The organism is Candidatus Microbacterium colombiense (assembly GCA_029203165.1).
Lineage (GTDB): Bacteria > Actinomycetota > Actinomycetes > Actinomycetales > Microbacteriaceae > Microbacterium > Microbacterium colombiense.
This window is the reverse complement of record CP119308.1, coordinates 1,862,498-1,879,896: the sequence shown is the minus strand read 5'-3', so window position 1 is coordinate 1,879,896 and position 17,399 is coordinate 1,862,498. Positions and strand designations below refer to the sequence as shown.

Genomic DNA, 17,399 nt, shown 5'->3' with positions numbered 1-17,399 from the left:
GACGTCGTCAGCGTCGGGAGAGTCGTTCGAGCGCGTCCGCGACCGAGACGGCGTCACGATCTCCGGTGCTGCGATCCCAGAGCTCGACCTGTCCGTCGGCCGCACCGCGACCCACGATCACGATCTTCGGCACGCCGACCAGCTCGGCGTCACCGAACTTCACACCCGGCGACACCTTGGGGCGGTCGTCGTAGAGCACGTCGAGCCCGGCGGACTCGAGCTCGGGCGGAGAGATCCGCAGCCACATCGAAGGCGACCTGGTCGCGCCCCGCGGCGACGACCTGCACGTCGAACGGCGCCACGGAGGCCGGCCAGATGAGTCCCTTGTCGTCGTTGTTGAGCTCGGCGATGATCGCCAGGATGCGCGTCACGCCGATGCCGTAAGAGCCCATCGTGACGGTGACCAGCTTGCCGTTCTCGTTGAGCACCTTGAGACCGAGCGCCTCGGCGTACTTGCGACCGAGCTGGAAGACGTGGCCGATCTCCATGCCGCGCGCGAGCTCGACCGGACCGGAGCCGTCGGGCGCGGGATCCCCCGCACGCACGTTCGCGATCTCGACGATGCCGTCGGCGAAGAAGTCCCGGCCGGCGATGACCGAATGCGCGTGCTTCTGGTCGATGTTGGCGCCGGTGATCCAGCTCGATCCCTCGCTCACGCGCGGGTCGACGAGATAGCGGATGCCGGTCGCCGACTCATCGCCCAGCACGGCACCGGTGGGCGACCACGGACCGATGTATCCCTTGACCAGGAGCGGGTGCTTCTCGAAGTCGTCGGCGGTCGCGGTCTCGACCTCGGCCGGCGCGAACGCCACCTCGGCACGCTTCTCATCGACCTCGCGGTCACCGGGGATGCCGACGATGACGAGCTCGCGCGTGCCGTCGAGGTGCGTGAGCGCGAGGACCACGTTCTTGAGGGTGTCCGCGGCCGAGTACTCCCCGTCGAGCACCGCGTTCGTATGTGCGACGAGCGTCTCGATCGTGGGAGTGTCCGGCGAATCGAAGATGACGGGCTCGGCGGACGCGTCGAACGCGATCGCCTCGGGCACTGCCGTCGTGAACGCCTCGACGTTCGCCGCATAGCCGCCCGCGCTGCGCACGAAGGTGTCTTCGCCCACGGGGGTCGGGTGCAGGAACTCCTCGCTGCGCGAACCACCCATGGCACCGGCATCGGCCTGCACGATGACGTACTCGAGACCGAGACGCTGGAAGATGCGCTCATATGCGTCGCGCTGGGCCTGATAGCTGGCCTCGAGGCCTTCGTCGGAGGAGTCGAACGAGTAGGCGTCCTTCATCGTGAACTCGCGTCCGCGGAGCAGGCCTGCCCGCGGACGGGCCTCGTCGCGGTACTTGTCCTGGATCTGGTAGATCGTCAGCGGGAGATCCTTGTACGAGGAATAGAGGTCCTTCACGAGCAGCGTGAACGCCTCTTCGTGCGTGGGAGCGAGCAGGTAGTCGCCGCCCTTGCGGTCCTGCAGACGAAACAACAGGTCGCCGTACTCGTCCCACCGGCCGCTGGCCTCATAGGCCTCGCGGGGCATGAGCGCCGGGAAGTGGACCTCCTGGGCGCCGGCTGCGGCCATCTCCTCCCGCACGACGGTCTCGATCTTCGACTTGACGCGGAGTCCCAGTGGCAACCATGCGAAGATGCCGGCGGCCTGCGGCCGGATGTACCCGGCGCGGATCAGCAGCTTGTGGCTGGCGACCTCTGCGTTCGCAGGGTCTTCACGGAGCGTTCGGAGGAAGAAGTTCGATAGACGAGTGACCACGGAGCAAGTCTACTGATCCGCGGTCACACGTCTTCTTCGCCGGCGATCAGTTCAGCGCTGGAAGCCCCTGAGGTACCACGCCGCCCTTGTAGAGGCTCGCGGCGAGCTCCTGCAGAGCCGTGAGCGCGACCCGCTGCGGAAGCGGGCCGTAGGAGATACGGGCGACGCCGAGCTTCTCGTACTCGGAGGCCGCGAGAGCACCGGGCACCCCGATCACGCTCACCTTGCGCTCACCGATGCCGTCGACCAGTTGACGGGTCACGTTCGCGTCGAGCAGCCCGGGGACGAACACGGCCGTCGCCCCGGCGTCGATGTACGCCCGTCCACGCTGGATGGCGTCGGCCACGCTCTCCTGCACCGGACGCGAACCCGCGCGCACGAACGCGTCGGTGCGGGCGTTGAGCGCGAACGGCACGCCTTCCGCCTCGGCTGCTTTCACGATCGCCTCGACCGCGGCGACGGATTCGTCGAAGGGCTTGAGACGGTCCTCGACGTTCGCTCCGACGACGCCGGCGGCGATCGCGAGGCGCGTGGTCTCCCCCGCATCGCCGTATCCGTCATCGAGATCGGCGGTCACGGGGACGCGCACCGACGCAGCGATGCGTCCCACCATGTCGATCATGATGTCCCGCGGGATCGAACCGTCCTCGTATCCGAACGAGGCGGCGATCCCGTGCCCCGCGGTGGCGATGGCGTGAGTCTCGGGCAGGGTCGCGACCGCGCGGGCGGAGACGACATCCCACACGTTGACGACGCGGAGGATCTCCGGGGCGTCATAGAGTCCGACGAGGGTCTGGGCCTTGGCAGCTGGAGTGGTCATGTCACCACGCTAACGCGCCACGTCCGCGAACGGGCCGTCTCGCGCGCCTAGTGTGGGAAACATGCCTCAGCGCCGATCGCACGTCGCTCCGTCCGCCGCGCAGACAGAGCTCGCAACGACCCTGGCCACCCTGCGAGAGTCGCTCGGCGCCCCGGTCGACTTCCCGCCGGACGTGATCGCCGAGGCGGAGTCCGCGCACGCCGCGGCACCCGATCTCGACCTCCGCGCCGTCCCGTTCGTCACCCTCGATCCGAAGGGCTCACGTGATCTCGATCAGGCGTTCCACCTGGAACGCCGGCCGGGCGGCTTCACCGTGCGGTACGCCATCGCCGACGTCCCCGGCTTCATCGAGCCCGGAGGGGCCCTCGATGCCGAGGCACGACGCCGTGGTCAGACGCTGTATGCCGCCGACGGATCGGTTCCCCTGCATCCTCGGACGCTGAGCGAGGATCGAGCGTCGCTGCTGGCCGACGTCGATCGTCCGGCGCTGGTGTGGACGTCGACTCTGGATGACACAGGCACGGTCTCGGACTTCCGGCTCGAGAGGGCACTCATCCGCTCCCATGCACAACTGGACTACGTCGCGACCCAGGCCGCAGTGGATCGCGGCGAGGACGGCCCCTGGGCGCTGTTGCCCGAGATCGGGGCGCTGCGCATCGAGCAGGAGCGGATCCGTGGCGGAGCGAGCCTGAACCTCCCCGATGAGGAGGTCGTCCGCGCAGGCGACGGCACGTACGCCATCGAACGTCGACGGCCGCTCCCCGTCGAGGAATGGAACGCCCAGCTCTCGCTGATGACCGGCATGGCGGCCGCGTCACTGATGCTGGATGCGGGGGTGGGCATCCTGCGCACGATGCCCCAGCCGGATCAGAAGGCCTTCGACACTTTCCGCCATCAGACCGCGGCGCTCGGCCGCCCCTGGACCTCCGGCGAATACGGAGAGTACCTCCGGCAACTCGATCGAGCCGATCGTCTGACGCTCCCGGTGCTGGAGGCCGCCGCGACACTGTTTCGCGGGGCCGGGTACGTCGCGTTCGACGACGGGGCGCCGTCGCAGACCGTTCAGGCCGCGATCGCCGCACCGTATGCGCATGCCACAGCGCCACTGCGCCGACTCGTCGACCGCTGGTCGCTCGCGATCTGCCTCGCCGTGTCGAACGGCGAGGAGGCACCGCGGTGGGCCCGAGATTCCCTGGCCGACCTGCCCGGACTCATGCAGGAGTCCGCGCAACGTGCGTCCCGTCTCAACTCCGCGACGATCAACGCGGTCGAGGCTGCCCTGCTCACTCCGCTTGTCGGCCGCGAGCTGGATGCGACCGTGATCGAGCTGCGCGGCGACGCTCGCGTGACGATCCAGATCGCCGACCCCGCCGTCACCGCCTCCGCACCGGCGCCGGCCGGCGTCAAGCCCGGCGACACGATCCGCGTGCGGGTGACGCGCGCAGACGTGGCCCGCGGCGAGGTCGAGTTCGCTCTCTGACCACGCCGGGGCCGTCCAGGTCAGTCGGCCGGGGTCACCGACGTCGTCATGACCAGCAGCTGCGGATCACTCAGATCCAGGGTCACGGATATCGATCCGAACTCCGCGAGCGAGGCGACGTGGGTGCCGCCGCACAGGATCACGGCGTCGCCTTCTGGCAGCTCACAGCGCCAGCTCCTGCGATCCACGATCGTGGGGCCTTCGACCTCGATGACACTCCGCGCCGCGGAGGCGACCCAGGCGGACAGCTGATCGTTGATGCGCGTCTGCCGCTCCTCCAGGGTCGCACCGAACGTCTCGGTGTCGAAACCGGCTTTGCGCAGACTCTTTCCGAGCCGGTACTCGTCGATGCTGCCGTCCTGCTCGATACGGCTGGACTGATTCGCGCGCGCCTCGAAGTTCGGGTTGCCCAGCGCATCGACGCCCGGGTCCTTGCGCCAGAGATCCGACACGGCGATGTCCAGTGCGAGGGAGGCCAGGTGGCACGCGGTGTGCCCTCGGCTCAGGCCGGCGCGCCGCGCCTCGTCGACCGTCAACTCGACCGCAGAACCGGCGACGATGCCGCTCGGGATCTCGCCGTCGAGACGGTGCCCGACGAGCCAGGTCCAGCCCTCTGCACCTCGCTTGACGGGGATCTCCGCGCCGAGGGCGAACACTCCCTCATCGCTGACGGCCGCCATCACCGCCTCGGCGACGACTGCGCGATGGCCGCCGCTGATCAGAGACCCGGAGTCGCCCGGTTGATCCGGCCAGGTGTGATCCACCGGGTGGAAGGGTGTCGAATCGACGACCACGACAGGTCCTCGCTCCGACGCCTCGACGCGGGTGACGACGGCGTCCCCGATGACCGAACCGTCAGCGAAGGTGACGACCGTTGCAGACATGCAGCTCCTCGGAATCGGCGTGCCGTCGACGACGGCGAGTCGTTCAGACCGTGATGACCTGGGCCGTGCCGACAGACGCGTCGGGGCCCATCTCGGCAGCGATGCGGTTCGCCTCTTCGATCAGCGTGGCGACGATCTCGGCTTCGGGCACCGTCTTGATGACCTCACCCTTGACGAAGATCTGGCCCTTGCCGTTACCGGACGCGACGCCGAGGTCGGCTTCACGCGCCTCACCCGGACCGTTCACGACACACCCCATGACGGCGACGCGCAGCGGCACCGTCATGTCCTTGAGCCCTTCGGTCACATCTTCGGCGAGCGTGTACACGTCGACCTGAGCGCGTCCACACGAGGGGCACGAGACGATCTCGAGCTTGCGCTCGCGCAGGTTCAGCGACTGGAGGATCTGGTGACCGACCTTGACCTCCTCGGCGGGAGGCGCCGAGAGCGAGACACGGATCGTGTCGCCGATACCTTCTCCGAGCAGGATGCCGAACGCCGTCGCGCTCTTGATCGTTCCCTGGAACGCCGGACCCGCCTCGGTCACGCCGAGGTGCAGAGGCCAGTCGCCCCGCTCCGCGAGCAGACGGTACGCCTTCACCATCACGATGGGGTCGTTGTGCTTGACCGAGATCTTGAAGTCGTGGAAGTCGTGCTCCTCGAACAGCGACGCCTCCCAGACCGCGCTCTCGACGAGAGCCTCGGCGGTGGCCTTCCCGTACTTCGTGAGGATGCGGCGATCGAGGGAACCGGCATTGACACCGATGCGCAGCGAGACCCCGGCGGCCTTCGCCGCTTCCGCGATCTTGCCGACGTTACCGTCGAACTCACGGATGTTGCCGGGGTTGACCCGCACCGCACCGCAGCCGGCATCGATCGCCGTGTAGATGTAGCGGGGCTGGAAGTGGATGTCGGCGATGACCGGGATCTGGCTCTTCATCGCGATGATCTTGAGCGCATCGGCGTCGTCCTGATGCGGGACGGCGACGCGCACGATCTCGCAGCCGGACGCCGTGAGCTCGGCGATCTGCTGCAGGGTGCCGTTGATGTCCGTGGTCTTGGTGGTCGTCATCGACTGCACGCTCACGGGAGCATTCCCACCCACGAGCACCTTGCCCACCTTGATCTGGCGAGTCTTACGGCGCGGGGCGAGGACTTCGGGGATCTTAGGCATCCCAAGGTTCACTGCTGGCACCCCCCAAGACTACGCCGCCTGGATGCACACAGGCTGGATGTCGGGCGTGACGGCTGCGCGTCATGCACCGGAGCGGCATCCCGCGATGTGGTAGTTTCGCCCCATGCTCGCGAACCAGTCCTGGTGGCCCGCCTCCTAGGCGGTGTCTTCGCGTTCCCACGAATTCAGACCGCCTCCGGGGCGGTTTTTTCGTTGAGCCGAGCCGGAGCCCTGCACAGGAGACATCGATGACCCTCTCACGACTCGCCGAGCTCAGCGCCGATCCGGGCTCGTCCTTCGTGCTCATCGCGCGAGACGGCGCCGACACTGTCGAGCTGCTCACCGGAGACGTCGTCGACGTCGAGCTTCTCGCCGACATCCCCCTGACGGTCGACGGCGTGCCTCGCGAGGTCTTCGCGATGGTCCCGTACCGGCAGGTGCGCGAGCGGGGTTTCGTCGCGCAGGACGACGGGGCGCCGCTGCGGTGCCTGATCGTCGACGAGCACCTCCACCTGCCGTCCGACGAACTGCTCAGCGCGCTCCCGAGCGACCCGATCCCGCTCCGCGACGACGGTTTCGACATCGCCGACGCGGAGTACGCCGAGATCGTCGAGAAGGTCATCGCCGACGAGATCGGTCGAGGCGAAGGCGCGAACTTCGTCATCCGCCGGGATTTCACTGCGACCATCGACGCCCCTGATCGCACCGCAGCGCTCACCTGGTTCCGCGCCCTGCTCACGCACGAACGAGGCGCCTACTGGACGTTCGCGGTGTTCACGCCTGATCACATCGCGATCGGGGCGAGCCCTGAAGCCCATGTGGTGGCGCGCGGTGGGATCGTCACGATGAACCCCATCTCCGGCACGTTCCGCCACCCGGCGGGAGGAGCGACCAAGGAGACGTTGATCGACTTCCTCGCCTCCACCAAGGAGACGGAAGAGCTCTTCATGGTCGTGGACGAAGAACTCAAGATGATGAGCGCGGTGTGCTCCGACGGCGGTCGCATCACGGGGCCGCATCTGAAGGAGATGTCACGGCTCACCCATACGGAGTACATGCTCCGCGGTCGCAGCTCACTCGATCCGCGCGACATCCTGCGCGAGACGATGTTCGCGCCGACCGTCACCGGGTCCCCCATGCAGAACGCGTGCGCGGTGATCCGACGGCACGAGCGCAAGCCCCGCGGATACTATTCCGGCGTCGCCGCCCTCTTCACCCCGAACGCGGCCGGTGGGCACGATCTGGACGCCCCCATCCTGATCCGCACGGTGTACGTGAACGATGGTGCGGTGAGCGTGCCCGTCGGAGCGACCCTGGTGCGTCACTCGGATCCTCTGGGTGAGGTGTCCGAGACGCACGGCAAGGCGGCGGGCGTGCTCGGCGCCATCGGAGCGATCGACCGCGACCGTGCCGCCGAAGCACGCAGCGACACCGATGCGCCCGGCGAGGAGCACGCGCTCGCCGACGATCCCGCCGTGGCGGAGTTGTTGTCGTCGCGCAACGCCCGGCTCGCCGAGTTCTGGCTCAACCCTCAGGGCGAGGAGTTCACCGGCCCGTTCGCAGGCCGCACGGCTCTCGTCGTCGACGCCGAGGACCGCTTCACCACGATGCTCGCGCACCAGCTGCGCCACCTCGGACTCGCCGTCACCATCGCGCCATGGGACGAGGTGCGCGATGAGCAGATCATGGCCGCGGACCTCGTGGTCGCGGGTCCGGGGCCCGGCGATCCTCGCGACGCCGACAACGCGCGCATCGTCCGTATGCGCAGCGTCGTGAGCGCAAGGGTCGACGCCGCAGCGCCCCTTCTCGCCGTCTGCCTGAGCCATCAGATCCTGGCCGACCGCATCGGCATCGCCCTGACGCCCCTCGCGACCCCGCATCAGGGTCTGCAGAAGTCCGTGCCGGTGTTCGGAGAAGACGCCTCGATCGGGTTCTACAACACCTTCACGGCGCGCGTCGCCCCGGCAACCACGAACGTCGCAGACGCTCAGGTGTCGGCGGATCCGGTGTCGGGAGACGTATACGCACTCCGTGGTCCGCGCTTCGCCTCCGTGCAGGGACATCTCGAATCGATCCTGTCCCGCGATGGGATCCGCACCCTCGAGCGGCTCGTGGGTCACGCTCTGTCCTGAGTGCCTCAGGACACAGAGGTGTCTCCTGGCACCCGCTCGCCGCGAGATTCGAGCAGGCGCCGCTCGGCCTCGTTCGAGGTCAACTCGCTGGCGATCGCGTCCTCGGCGAGCGCTTCGTCTCGGCGCCCGAGGTGACGGAGCAGATGGGCGCGCACGGCGTGCCAGAGGTGGAAGCCGTCCAGCGCGGTGGCGAGCTCATCGATATCGGCCAACGCCGCCGCTGCGCCCCGGGTCTCTGCACGGGCGACCGCGCGGTTGAGACGCACCACGGGTGAGGGGTCGTAGTCCAGGAGCATGTCGTAGAGCACGACGATCTGATTCCAGTCCGTGTCTCGAGCGGTCTTCGCGTCGGAGTGGCACGCCGCGATGGCCGCGTGTAGTTGCCAGCGCCCCGGCCGCCGCAGTGCAGCGGCCTGCGCGAGTGAGCGGTGCGCGGCAGCGACGAGCGCTGGATCCCAGCGCGAGCGATCCTGATCGGCGAGGATCACGAGCTCTCCCCCGAACGCTCGCGCCGGCTCACGGCTGCGATGGAACTGCAGCAACGAGACCAGCCCGTGCGCCTCGGGCTCTTGAGGTAGAGCCCCAGCGACCACCTGCGCCAACCACAGCGCGTCGTCGGCGAGATCTCGATCTGCGCCAGCCCCTCCCCCTCGTACGAGGTGCGCCTCGTTGTACATGACCGAGATCACGGTGAGCACGATGTCGAGTCGGGACGCTCGTTCCGTGTCGATCGGAATCCGCAACGGGATGCCGGCCGCCGCGATCTTGCGCTTCGCCCGGACGATGCGCTGCCCCACCGCAGTCGGAGCGCTCAAGGTCGCGCGCGCGATCTGCTCCGTCGTCAGTCCGCAGACCGCCCGAAGGGTGAGCGCGAGTTGTGCCGACGGCGACAGCGCCGGGTGACAGCATCCGAACAACAGTGGAAGGCGCTCGTCGATCTCCGCCTGCTCCGCGTCAGGACGCTCCGCGAGGATCTCCAGCTTCTGTCGATACCTCTTCTCCCGCCGAAGCCGATCGAGGGCGTTGCGCCGAGCGGCGGTCGTGAGCCACGCGCCCGGATTGGGTGGAACCCCGATCGCACGCCAACGCAGCAGTGCCTCCGCCACGGCATCCGCCACCGCCTCCTCCGCGAGGTCGAAGTTGCCGAGCGACGACGTCAGCGCGGCGACGATCCGCGCCGCCTCGGCGCGGACGACCCGCACGAGGGCGCGATCGGATGCTGCGCCCGATGGCGGCACAGCATCCGAGGCGTTCATTCGTCGAACTGTGTGTAGTCGGTCACCATCGGCCGCACTTCGACGGAGGTGCCCGGCACTTCCAGCAACGGCCAGGTCTTGACCAGCGCGATCGCGGCGTCGAGGTCCGGGACATCGATGATGGTGAAGCCTCCGACGGCTTCCCTTGCCTCGGTGAAGGGCCCGTCGACGACGACCGACGCTAGGGCGCCGTGGCGCACGGTGGTCGCTGTGTCGACGGGCTGCAGCTCCGCACCGTTGTCGGCGATCGATGCAGCATGGTCCTGGAACCACTGATAGACACGGCCGTACACGTCTTGAGCGACCTCCGGCGCGACCGCGGCGTCGTGCTCGGGGGTGGAGGTGAACATGATGACGTACTTCATGAGGTTCTTCCTTTCGTCATGAGAACCGTTACACCTGCACAACGAACAGACAACCTCGTTTTCGACACCTCAGCCGAGGATGTTCACGGGGTTGAACAGGTCGGCGACGAGCAGCAGGGCGCCCATGCCGATCAAGAGCACGGCCACAACCACGGTGAGGGGCACGAGCCTGGTCGCGTCCACAGGCGCGGGCGGTGGGCGGCGGAACAGCTTCGCCCAGACTCGCTTGATCCCCTCCCACAGAGCGACGACGATGTGGCCGCCGTCGAGGGGCAGCAACGGGATGAGGTTGAACACGAACAGTGCGATGTTCAGCGAACCCAGCAGTCCGAGCAGGACGGAGAACCTGTTGAGGATCGGTGCGTCCGTCGCGGCGACCTCGCCGGCGATGCGGCCGACCCCGACGACGCTCAGCGGACCGTTCGGGTCACGTTCGCCGCCCGTCACCAACGAGACGCCGACATCCCAGAGCCGCACGGGAAGCGTGGCGATCAGGGCCGCCACTCTCGTGACGTTCTCCGCGGCCATCTCCGGCCCGGCGGTGAGAGGTTGGGGCACGAATCCCATCTGCGCCCCCATGCCGACGTAGCCGACCTCCTTCACCACCGGCTTGCCTTCGTCGTCGAGGAGAGGCTGGCCGCTGGCGTTCGTCAGGGCGCGCTCCGCAGCGATCGGCGTGATGGTGAGCGTCTTCTGCTCTCCGTCGCGGAGAACGACCAGCGCGAGCGCCCGGCCTGGCGCAGCCTGCACGATCGCCGTCGCCTCCGCGAAGGTCGAGACCGGCGTCCCATCGACCGAGACGATCACGTCGGCCGGCATGATCCCGGCCTCGGCGGCCGGTGACTCCGGATCGTCAGCCGTGCATTCGGTGGCGGTCGAGCCCGCCGGCACGACGCACTGCGTCACCGAAGCGATCGTGGTCGTGCCCTGCTGGATCCCGATCCCCGAGAGGAGCACGGTGAAGATGACGACCGCCAGGATGAGATTCATCACCGGTCCGCCGAGCATCACCACGACGCGCTTCCACACCGGCAGACGGTAGAACACGCGTTCTTCGGCACCTTCTGCGATCGTCTCGTCGTTCGCGGAGCGCGCATCCTGGATCAAGGAACGGAACACACCCTTGGCAGGCCCACTGGTCGTCGAGGCCGGGTACATGCCGGACATCGAGATGAACCCACCCACCGGAAGCAGCTTGAACCCGTACTCGGTCTCCCCGATCCGCTTCGACCAGAGGCGCGGTCCGAAACCGATCATGTACTGCCCGACGCGCACGCCGAAGAGCTTGGCCGGGACGAGATGGCCGACCTCGTGCAGACCGATCGACAGGCCGAGTCCGATCAGCATGAACAGGATGCCGCCGACATAGAGCAGGATTTCCACGTGCCCACGCTACTGCGGACAGGCTAGGAATCCGCCCGACACCCGTAGTGTGGTTCCGTGACTTCCCGGCAGACGCGACTGGTGCGCGCGTTCGTCGTCTCCGCAGCAGCGACACTGATCGCCGCCGTCTCCCACACGATCGGGGGCGGAGCCGCCCCACATGCCCTGTTGATCGTGGCTGTGTCCGTATTCATCACACCCGTTGCCGCGCTCGTGATCGGCGACCGACGCTCCCGCACCCGAACGGCGCTGACCGTGGCGCTGACGCAGGGCGTGTTCCACGCGGTCTTCCAGCTCCTGGGTTCTCCGACCTCCAGCACCGCCGGCGCGAGCGGCGCCGACTCCCACACACACCACGTCGCTCTCGCGCTTCTCACTCCGGCGGCGGCGACGGGGGCCACGGCGGCCCCGGGCGCGATGATGCTCGGCGCACACATCGTGGCGGCTGCCATCACCATGCTGATGGTGTGGCACGGCGACGCACTCCTGCGGTCGATCACCGAGTGGATGCAGGCCCTTCTGCGTCCGCGTGCTGTCGGCGCCCATCCCGCTCATCGACGGCCTCCGCGTCTGCGCTCCGTCGACATCCAGGCCCACGGCATCCGCCTCTCCGCCGCGGTGTCGCGGCGCGGCCCTCCTCCTCTCCTGCGCGGCTGACCGCCGCACCGCATCGGCGGCGCGACCTCGCGTCGCCGACACCATCGCGGGCCGTCGTCCGGCGCGCCCGGCAGCAACCATGCAGGAGAAGATTCACCATGTCCCGTCCCTCTTCCCGAACCACCCGCACGTCGCGTCTGGCCGCGGCCGTCATCGGCGGTGCACTTCTCGCCGTCGCCGTGCCGAGCATCGCGAGTGCCCATGTCACCGTGAGCCCCGACGAGCTCGTCGCCGGCGATCACGGGGTGCTCACCTTCGCGTTCTCGCACGGCTGCGAGAACTCCCCGACCACGGCACTGCGCATCACGATGCCCGATGGCCTCGCCTCCGTCGCACCGACCATGGACGGCGACTGGAACATCGCCGTCGAGCGGGGCGATGACGGACTCATCTCGGCTGTCACCTACACCGCGCTGGCTCCGGTTCCCACCGACCTGCGAGGCGCCGTCAGCATGTCGGTCGGCCTCGACGAGGACACGCCCGAGACTCTCGCCTTCCCCGTCGAGCAGAAGTGCGTCGAAGGCACGACGGAGTGGAACGAGCTGGCCGCGAAGGGTGAGGACCCGCACAGCCTCGACGCACCCGCGCCGGTCGTCTCGGTCGTCGCAGGCGCCGCCGACGGTCACGGCACACACAGGGACGCAGAGCCGTCTGCGGAAGCCTCGGAGGAGTCCGCACAGTCATCGCCGTGGAGCACCGTCCTCGGTGCGGGAGGTCTCGTCGCAGGCCTCGCGGCGCTCGTGGTGTCGATCCTGGCCTACCGCCGACGCTCCTGATCCTGTGGCGCGACTCCTCCATCGGAGGCACGAGGAGTCGCGCCGCACCGGCATCCGGGCAGGCTCATGAGATCATGGAGGCGACATGTCGATTGAACAACAACCGAGCCTGCCTCCCGTGCTCCGCCCCGCGAACCCGCCCCGGCGTGAGCTGTCCGAACTCGCATCTCGATTCGCGCACGAGGTGCGCGGTGTCCTGAGCGGAACCACGCTGTCGGGCATCACGCTCGCGACCGCGGATCTGCGCCCCGGAGAAGCCTTCGTGGCCATCCAGGGCCTCAACCGCCACGGCGCGGAGTTCGCCCGCGCCGCCGCAGAGAAGGGCGCCGTCGCCGTCATCACCGATGCGGCGGGCGCCGCGATCGCCGAAGACTCCGGACTCCCGATCCTCGTGGTCGACGACCCCCGGGGCGTGCTCGGCGAGCTCAGCGCCTGGGTCTACGGCACCGGTGCGGGCGACCCCCTCCCCCTCCTCTTCGCCACGACCGGCACGAACGGCAAGACGAGCGTCTCGCATCTCCTCGAGGGGATCCTCGACCAGATCGGTGTCGTCACCGGCCTCTCGTCTACCGCGGAGCGGCACATCGCGGGCGAGATCATCGTCTCGCGTCTCACCACCCCCGAGGCGTCGGAGATGCACGCCCTCCTCGCCCTGATGCGTGAGAGGGAGGTCGAGGCCGTCGCCGTCGAGGTCAGCGCCCAGGCGTTGTCGCGGCACCGCGTCGATGGACTTCGTTTCGACGTCGCCGGGTTCACGAACCTCACCCACGACCACCTCGACGACTACGCCGACATGGAGGAGTACTTCGAGGCCAAGCTCCCCCTCTTCCGTCCCGATCGGGCGGTGCGTGGAGTCATCTGCCTCGACTCCCCCCGCGGGGCGATCGTGGTCGAGCGCGCCGAGATCCCCGTCGTCACGGTGGGTACACCGTCGATCGCCGCTGACCCCGTCGCCGCCGCTGAGGCGGACTGGACCGTGGTCATCGACGAGGAGCGAGCGGCCGGTACCACCTTCACGATGACGGGGCCCGCGGGTTCTCTCACCACCACCGTTCCGGTCATCGGTCCGCACATGGCAGCCAACGCCGCGCTCGCGATCGTGATGCTGCTCGAAGGCGGTTATTCCTGGGAGCGGATCTCCGCAGCCCTCGAACGGGACGGCGGCATCCGCGCCTATCTCCCCGGGCGCACCCAACTGGTCTCGGGAGACCGCGGCCCTGCCGTGTTCGTGGACTTCGGCCACTCCCCCGACGCCTTCGAGAAGACCCTCGCCGCCATTCGTCGCGTCACCCCCGGCCGCGTGCTGATGCTGTTCGGCGCCGACGGCGACCGTGACGCCAGCAAGCGGTTCGACATGGCGCGCACCGCGGTCGAGGGCAGCGACATCCTCGTCGTGACGGATCATCATCCGAGGTTCGAGGATCCGGAGTCGATCCGGGCGACCCTCATCGCCGGCGCCAGACAGGCGCGCCCCGATGCCGAGATCCACGAATACTCTCCGCCGGAGCGTGCGATCGTGGCTGCCGTCGGACTCGTCGGCGACGGTGACGCGATCCTGTGGGCGGGTCCGGGTCATCAGGACTACCGCGATATCCGTGGCGTCCGCACGCCGTACTCCGCCAGGGAACTGGCACGACGTGCGCTGCGCGCGGCCGGATGGCCCGTGCCGGATTCGCACTGGCCGGTCCCCTACCCCGACGAGGACTGAGCCGGTTCAGGCCGCGGCGGCGATCAGCTGATCGGCCTTCCGCCGCGCCCAGAGTTCGGCATCGGCGAGCGATTCGACGGTGAGCACATCGGGCGGCTCGTGCGCATCGACGACGCGCGCGATCGTGTCGACGATTCCCAGGAACGGCAGGCGTCCTTCGTGGAATGCATCCACGGCCTGTTCGTTGGCGGCGTTGTAGACCGCCGGGAACGTCGCACCCGCGCGCCCGACCGCTTTGGCCAGCGCCACAGCGGGGAACGCCTCGTCGTCCAGGGGCTCGAACGTCCAGGACGTCGCCGTGGTCCAGTCGAGCGGGCGACCGACTCCACCCACGCGACTCGGCCAGTCGAGACCGAGCGAGATGGGCAGACGCATGTCGGGCGGTGACGCCTGGGCGATCGTCGATCCGTCGATGAACTCGACCATCGAGTGGACGACCGACTGCGGGTGCACGACCACATCGATGTCGTCGTAGGCGATGTCGAACAGCAGATGCGCCTCGATCACCTCGAGACCCTTGTTCACGAGAGTCGCCGAGTTGGTCGTCACCATCCGGCCCATGTCCCAGGTGGGGTGGGCCAGCGCCTCGGCCGGCGTGACGGACTCGAGTTCCGCCCTGGTGCGTCCGCGGAACGGACCGCCGGAGGCCGTGACGACCAGACGGCGGACCTCGTCGTGCGAGCCGCTGCGCAGGGCCTGAGCGAGCGCAGAGTGCTCCGAGTCGACCGGAACGATCTGCCCCGGAGCCGCTGCCGACAGCACCAGCCGACCGCCGACGATCAGAGACTCCTTGTTCGCGAGCGCGAGCGTGCGGCCGGCCTTCAGCGCGGCGAGGGTGGAGCCGAGGCCGATCGAGCCGGTGATCGCATTGAGAACGACATCGGCCTCGACGTCGCGCACCAGCTGCTCGGCCTCGTCCGATCCCAGAGCCGTGTCCTCGACCTGGAACTGGGCGGCCTGCTGGTCGAGCATCTCCCGGTTGGACCCGGCGGCGAGGCCGACGAGTTCGAATCGTCGAGGATTCGCCCGGATGACGTCGAGAGCCTGTGTACCGATGGAACCGGTGGAGCCGAGGACGATGATGCGACGCATGCCGCCAGCCTATGGCACGCCCTCGGCAGCCCTCCGCTACTGCTGGACCGGAGTGGTGGCGAGGATGTCGACGACGAACACGAGGCTCTCCTTCTGGAGCTCGTGGCCCTCACTGGCGCCGTAGCCATCAGCCGGAGGCATCACGACGATCACCTGGGAGCCGACCTTCTGACCCTCGAGAGCGAGGCGGAAGCCCGTCACGACGCCCGTGGTCTGGAACTGCGACGGTGTGGCATCACGGCTCCAGCTGGAATCGAACTCTTTGCCGTCGGACCACTTGATACCGCGGTACTGGACGACGACGAGATCGCCGGCACCGACGGTGGCGCCGTCGCCCTGCTTGAGCACGGCGACCTCGGTCTTGGTCGGAGCGTCGCCGTCCGGGATCGTGATGGTCGGGGCGCCGTCATCGTCGAGCTCGACGGTGGGCATTCCGGGAGTCGGGTCGACCGGCTTTCCGGTGGCGACCTCGGGAAGGTGCTCGACCGCCTCGGCGTAGACGACCACGTTGCTGGCGCCCTCGCCGAGCACGCTGCCCGGAAGAGTCAGGACGATCTGCGAGCCGACGGGCTCGCACTCGAGCGCGGCGACGAACAGCGACGACTGATTCGTGTCGAGCAGCACGGGGAGGAGTCCGTCCTCACCGCGGGCAGAGGAATCGAGAACCTCACCGGACTTCGCATCGACGATCTGGTACTGCACCGACACGAGGTCGCCGACGCCGATGTCCTCTCCATCCCCTGCTGAGACGATCGTGCGCTCGACGCCTGCGAACGCCGCATCAGCCGGCACGGTGACCTTGGCGTCGGCGCCTTCGCCGTCGACGACCACGGAGTCGGAGGTGGCACCGGGCTGTGCATCCAGTGCGCACGAGCTCGATGCCGTGGGCTCGGGGGTGCTGGAGCTCTCCGGCGAGGCGCTGCCGGAGCATCCCGCGAGCAGCAAGGTCGCGGCAGCGACGGTGGACAGGACGATGAGCGGACGCTTGCGCACGGTGAGACCTCAGGATCGCGGGTGGGAACCTCCATCCTCCCCCATCCCCCTTTGCTCCCGCTGGGAGGCGCGACGCGATTCTTCATTCCAGCGAAGGCATGAATCCGGGAGTAGCCTGCTCTGATGACCTCTGAGCAGTCTGTCGAGCCCGAACCCGCGTCAGAGGACACGGCCAAGCCTCGCCACGCAGGTTTCGCCTACTCGTTGGGCCGGGGTCTGATCCGTCCGCTCGCACGCACCGTCTACCGGCCGCGCATCGAGGGCAAGGAGCACGTGCCCGCCAGCGGCCCCGTCATCTTCGCGAGCAATCACCTGTCGTTCATCGACTCGATCGCGATCCCTGTCGCTGCTCCCCGTCCCGTGCATTTCCTCGCCAAGTCGAGTTACTTCGAAGGCACAGGGGCCCGCGGCTGGCTCAGCAAGACGTTCTTCGAATCGATCGGGGCGATCCCCGTGCAGCGCGGGGCAGGTCAGGCCGCGCTCGACGCCCTCGACCTGCAGCGTCAGCTCCTCGACGAGGGACTCACGGTCGCGCTCTACCCCGAGGGCACACGTTCCACCGATGGCCGCCTATACAAGGGCCGCACGGGTGTCGCGTATCTCGCACTGCAGACCGGCGCCCCGGTGGTGCCGGTCGGCCTGATCGGCACCGACAAGGTGATGCCCGTCGGTGCGAAGATGCCGACCATGAAGGAGCGGATCACCGTGCGGTTCGGAGAGCCGCTCGACCTCTCACCGCATGGGCCCGCCGAAAGTGGCAAGGCGCGGCGGCTCGCGACGGACGAGATCATGTCGGCGATCCACGCGCTCTCGGGTCAGGAGCTCGCGGGGGCGTACAACGAAGCTCCCGCTCAGGGCGCCATCGAGAAGATCAAGCAGGCTCTGCCGCACGAGCGACGCTGAACTGCGGTCG

At 68.4% G+C, this 17,399-nt stretch carries 14 protein-coding genes and 1 pseudogene; 6 read left to right on the top strand and 9 right to left on the bottom strand.

Annotation, left to right across the window (positions count from 1 at the left end):
- Nucleotides 1-7: 7 nt before the first annotated feature.
- Nucleotides 8-1,766, bottom strand: a pseudogene (locus tag P0Y60_09025) (proline--tRNA ligase).
- A 46-nt stretch (nucleotides 1,767-1,812) separates the two neighbouring features.
- A complete protein-coding gene (locus P0Y60_09020) occupies nucleotides 1,813-2,586 on the bottom strand; it encodes an isocitrate lyase/phosphoenolpyruvate mutase family protein (GenBank protein WEK59535.1) in 774 nt (257 codons plus the stop codon).
- Nucleotides 2,587-2,647: 61 nt separating this feature from the next.
- Between P0Y60_09020 and P0Y60_09015 the strand changes: the two genes are divergently transcribed.
- Nucleotides 2,648-4,066: an RNB domain-containing ribonuclease gene (locus P0Y60_09015; protein ID WEK59534.1), complete on the top strand. Its 1,419-nt coding sequence runs from the start codon at nucleotides 2,648-2,650 to the stop codon at nucleotides 4,064-4,066.
- Between the two features lie 20 nt (nucleotides 4,067-4,086).
- Here the strand turns inward: P0Y60_09015 and P0Y60_09010 are convergent, their stop codons facing one another.
- A complete protein-coding gene (locus tag P0Y60_09010; GenBank protein ID WEK59533.1) occupies nucleotides 4,087-4,950 on the bottom strand; it encodes a hypothetical protein in 864 nt (287 codons plus the stop codon).
- Nucleotides 4,951-4,993: 43 nt separating this feature from the next.
- Nucleotides 4,994-6,145, bottom strand: a complete 1,152-nt coding sequence (gene ispG / locus P0Y60_09005) for a flavodoxin-dependent (E)-4-hydroxy-3-methylbut-2-enyl-diphosphate synthase (GenBank protein WEK59532.1) — start codon at nucleotides 6,143-6,145, stop codon at nucleotides 4,994-4,996.
- 227 nt (nucleotides 6,146-6,372) lie between these two features.
- Between ispG and P0Y60_09000 the strand changes: the two genes are divergently transcribed.
- Nucleotides 6,373-8,256: a chorismate-binding protein gene (locus P0Y60_09000; GenBank protein ID WEK59531.1), complete on the top strand. Its 1,884-nt coding sequence runs from the start codon at nucleotides 6,373-6,375 to the stop codon at nucleotides 8,254-8,256.
- Between the two features lie 5 nt (nucleotides 8,257-8,261).
- On the opposite strand, the gene P0Y60_08995 is transcribed toward P0Y60_09000, so the two are convergent.
- The 3 genes from P0Y60_08995 to P0Y60_08985 all read right to left on the bottom strand — a co-directional run bounded on the left by P0Y60_08995 (nucleotide 8,262) and on the right by P0Y60_08985 (nucleotide 11,260).
- Nucleotides 8,262-9,512, bottom strand: coding sequence for a sigma factor-like helix-turn-helix DNA-binding protein (locus P0Y60_08995; GenBank protein ID WEK59530.1), 1,251 nt, complete (start codon nucleotides 9,510-9,512; stop codon nucleotides 8,262-8,264).
- Complete coding sequence (locus P0Y60_08990) at nucleotides 9,509-9,877, bottom strand: YciI family protein (GenBank protein WEK59529.1); 369 nt, start codon at nucleotides 9,875-9,877, stop codon at nucleotides 9,509-9,511. Before P0Y60_08990 ends, P0Y60_08995 begins: the two co-directional genes overlap by 4 nt.
- Before the next feature lie 69 nt (nucleotides 9,878-9,946).
- Nucleotides 9,947-11,260: a site-2 protease family protein gene (locus tag P0Y60_08985; GenBank protein ID WEK59528.1), complete on the bottom strand. Its 1,314-nt coding sequence runs from the start codon at nucleotides 11,258-11,260 to the stop codon at nucleotides 9,947-9,949.
- A gap of 57 nt (nucleotides 11,261-11,317) precedes the next feature.
- On the opposite strand from P0Y60_08985, the gene P0Y60_08980 reads away from it, so the two are divergent.
- The 3 genes from P0Y60_08980 (at nucleotide 11,318) to P0Y60_08970 (ending at nucleotide 14,401) form a co-directional block, all read left to right on the top strand.
- Entirely contained in the window at nucleotides 11,318-11,917 is a 600-nt protein-coding gene (locus P0Y60_08980) for a hypothetical protein (protein WEK59527.1), read from the top strand.
- Nucleotides 11,918-12,015: 98 nt separating this feature from the next.
- The gene (locus P0Y60_08975) at nucleotides 12,016-12,693 is read left to right on the top strand and encodes a YcnI family protein (GenBank protein ID WEK59526.1); all 678 of its coding nucleotides are present in this window, start codon (nucleotides 12,016-12,018) and stop codon (nucleotides 12,691-12,693) included.
- 85 nt (nucleotides 12,694-12,778) lie between these two features.
- Entirely contained in the window at nucleotides 12,779-14,401 is a 1,623-nt protein-coding gene (locus tag P0Y60_08970) for a UDP-N-acetylmuramoyl-L-alanyl-D-glutamate--2,6-diaminopimelate ligase (protein ID WEK59525.1), read from the top strand.
- A gap of 6 nt (nucleotides 14,402-14,407) precedes the next feature.
- On the opposite strand, the gene dxr is transcribed toward P0Y60_08970, so the two are convergent.
- Nucleotides 14,408-15,493 carry a 1-deoxy-D-xylulose-5-phosphate reductoisomerase gene (gene dxr / locus P0Y60_08965; protein ID WEK59524.1) on the bottom strand — a complete coding sequence of 362 codons (1,086 nt, stop codon included), beginning with the start codon at nucleotides 15,491-15,493 and terminating at the stop codon, nucleotides 14,408-14,410.
- 36 nt (nucleotides 15,494-15,529) lie between these two features.
- On the bottom strand, nucleotides 15,530-16,486 hold the full coding sequence (locus P0Y60_08960) for an FKBP-type peptidyl-prolyl cis-trans isomerase (GenBank protein WEK59523.1): 957 nt from the start codon (nucleotides 16,484-16,486) through the stop codon (nucleotides 15,530-15,532).
- Nucleotides 16,487-16,609: 123 nt separating this feature from the next.
- Between P0Y60_08960 and P0Y60_08955 the strand changes: the two genes are divergently transcribed.
- Nucleotides 16,610-17,389 (top strand): lysophospholipid acyltransferase family protein, encoded by a 780-nt coding sequence (locus P0Y60_08955; GenBank protein WEK59522.1) that lies wholly within the window; start codon nucleotides 16,610-16,612, stop codon nucleotides 17,387-17,389.
- Nucleotides 17,390-17,399 lie beyond the last annotated feature (10 nt).

Coding starts and splice junctions, on each gene's coding strand:
- P0Y60_09020 (WEK59535.1), bottom strand. CDS start 2,586: ATGACCACTCCAGCTGCCAAGGCCCAGACCCTCGTCGGACTCTATGAC.
- P0Y60_09000 (WEK59531.1), top strand. CDS start 6,373: ATGACCCTCTCACGACTCGCCGAGCTCAGCGCCGATCCGGGCTCGTCC.
- P0Y60_08955 (WEK59522.1), top strand. CDS start 16,610: ATGACCTCTGAGCAGTCTGTCGAGCCCGAACCCGCGTCAGAGGACACG.
- P0Y60_08975 (WEK59526.1), top strand. CDS start 12,016: ATGTCCCGTCCCTCTTCCCGAACCACCCGCACGTCGCGTCTGGCCGCG.
- P0Y60_08970 (WEK59525.1), top strand. CDS start 12,779: ATGTCGATTGAACAACAACCGAGCCTGCCTCCCGTGCTCCGCCCCGCG.
- P0Y60_09015 (WEK59534.1), top strand. CDS start 2,648: ATGCCTCAGCGCCGATCGCACGTCGCTCCGTCCGCCGCGCAGACAGAG.
- P0Y60_08995 (WEK59530.1), bottom strand. CDS start 9,512: ATGAACGCCTCGGATGCTGTGCCGCCATCGGGCGCAGCATCCGATCGC.
- dxr (WEK59524.1), bottom strand. CDS start 15,493: ATGCGTCGCATCATCGTCCTCGGCTCCACCGGTTCCATCGGTACACAG.
- P0Y60_09010 (WEK59533.1), bottom strand. CDS start 4,950: ATGTCTGCAACGGTCGTCACCTTCGCTGACGGTTCGGTCATCGGGGAC.
- P0Y60_08990 (WEK59529.1), bottom strand. CDS start 9,877: ATGAAGTACGTCATCATGTTCACCTCCACCCCCGAGCACGACGCCGCG.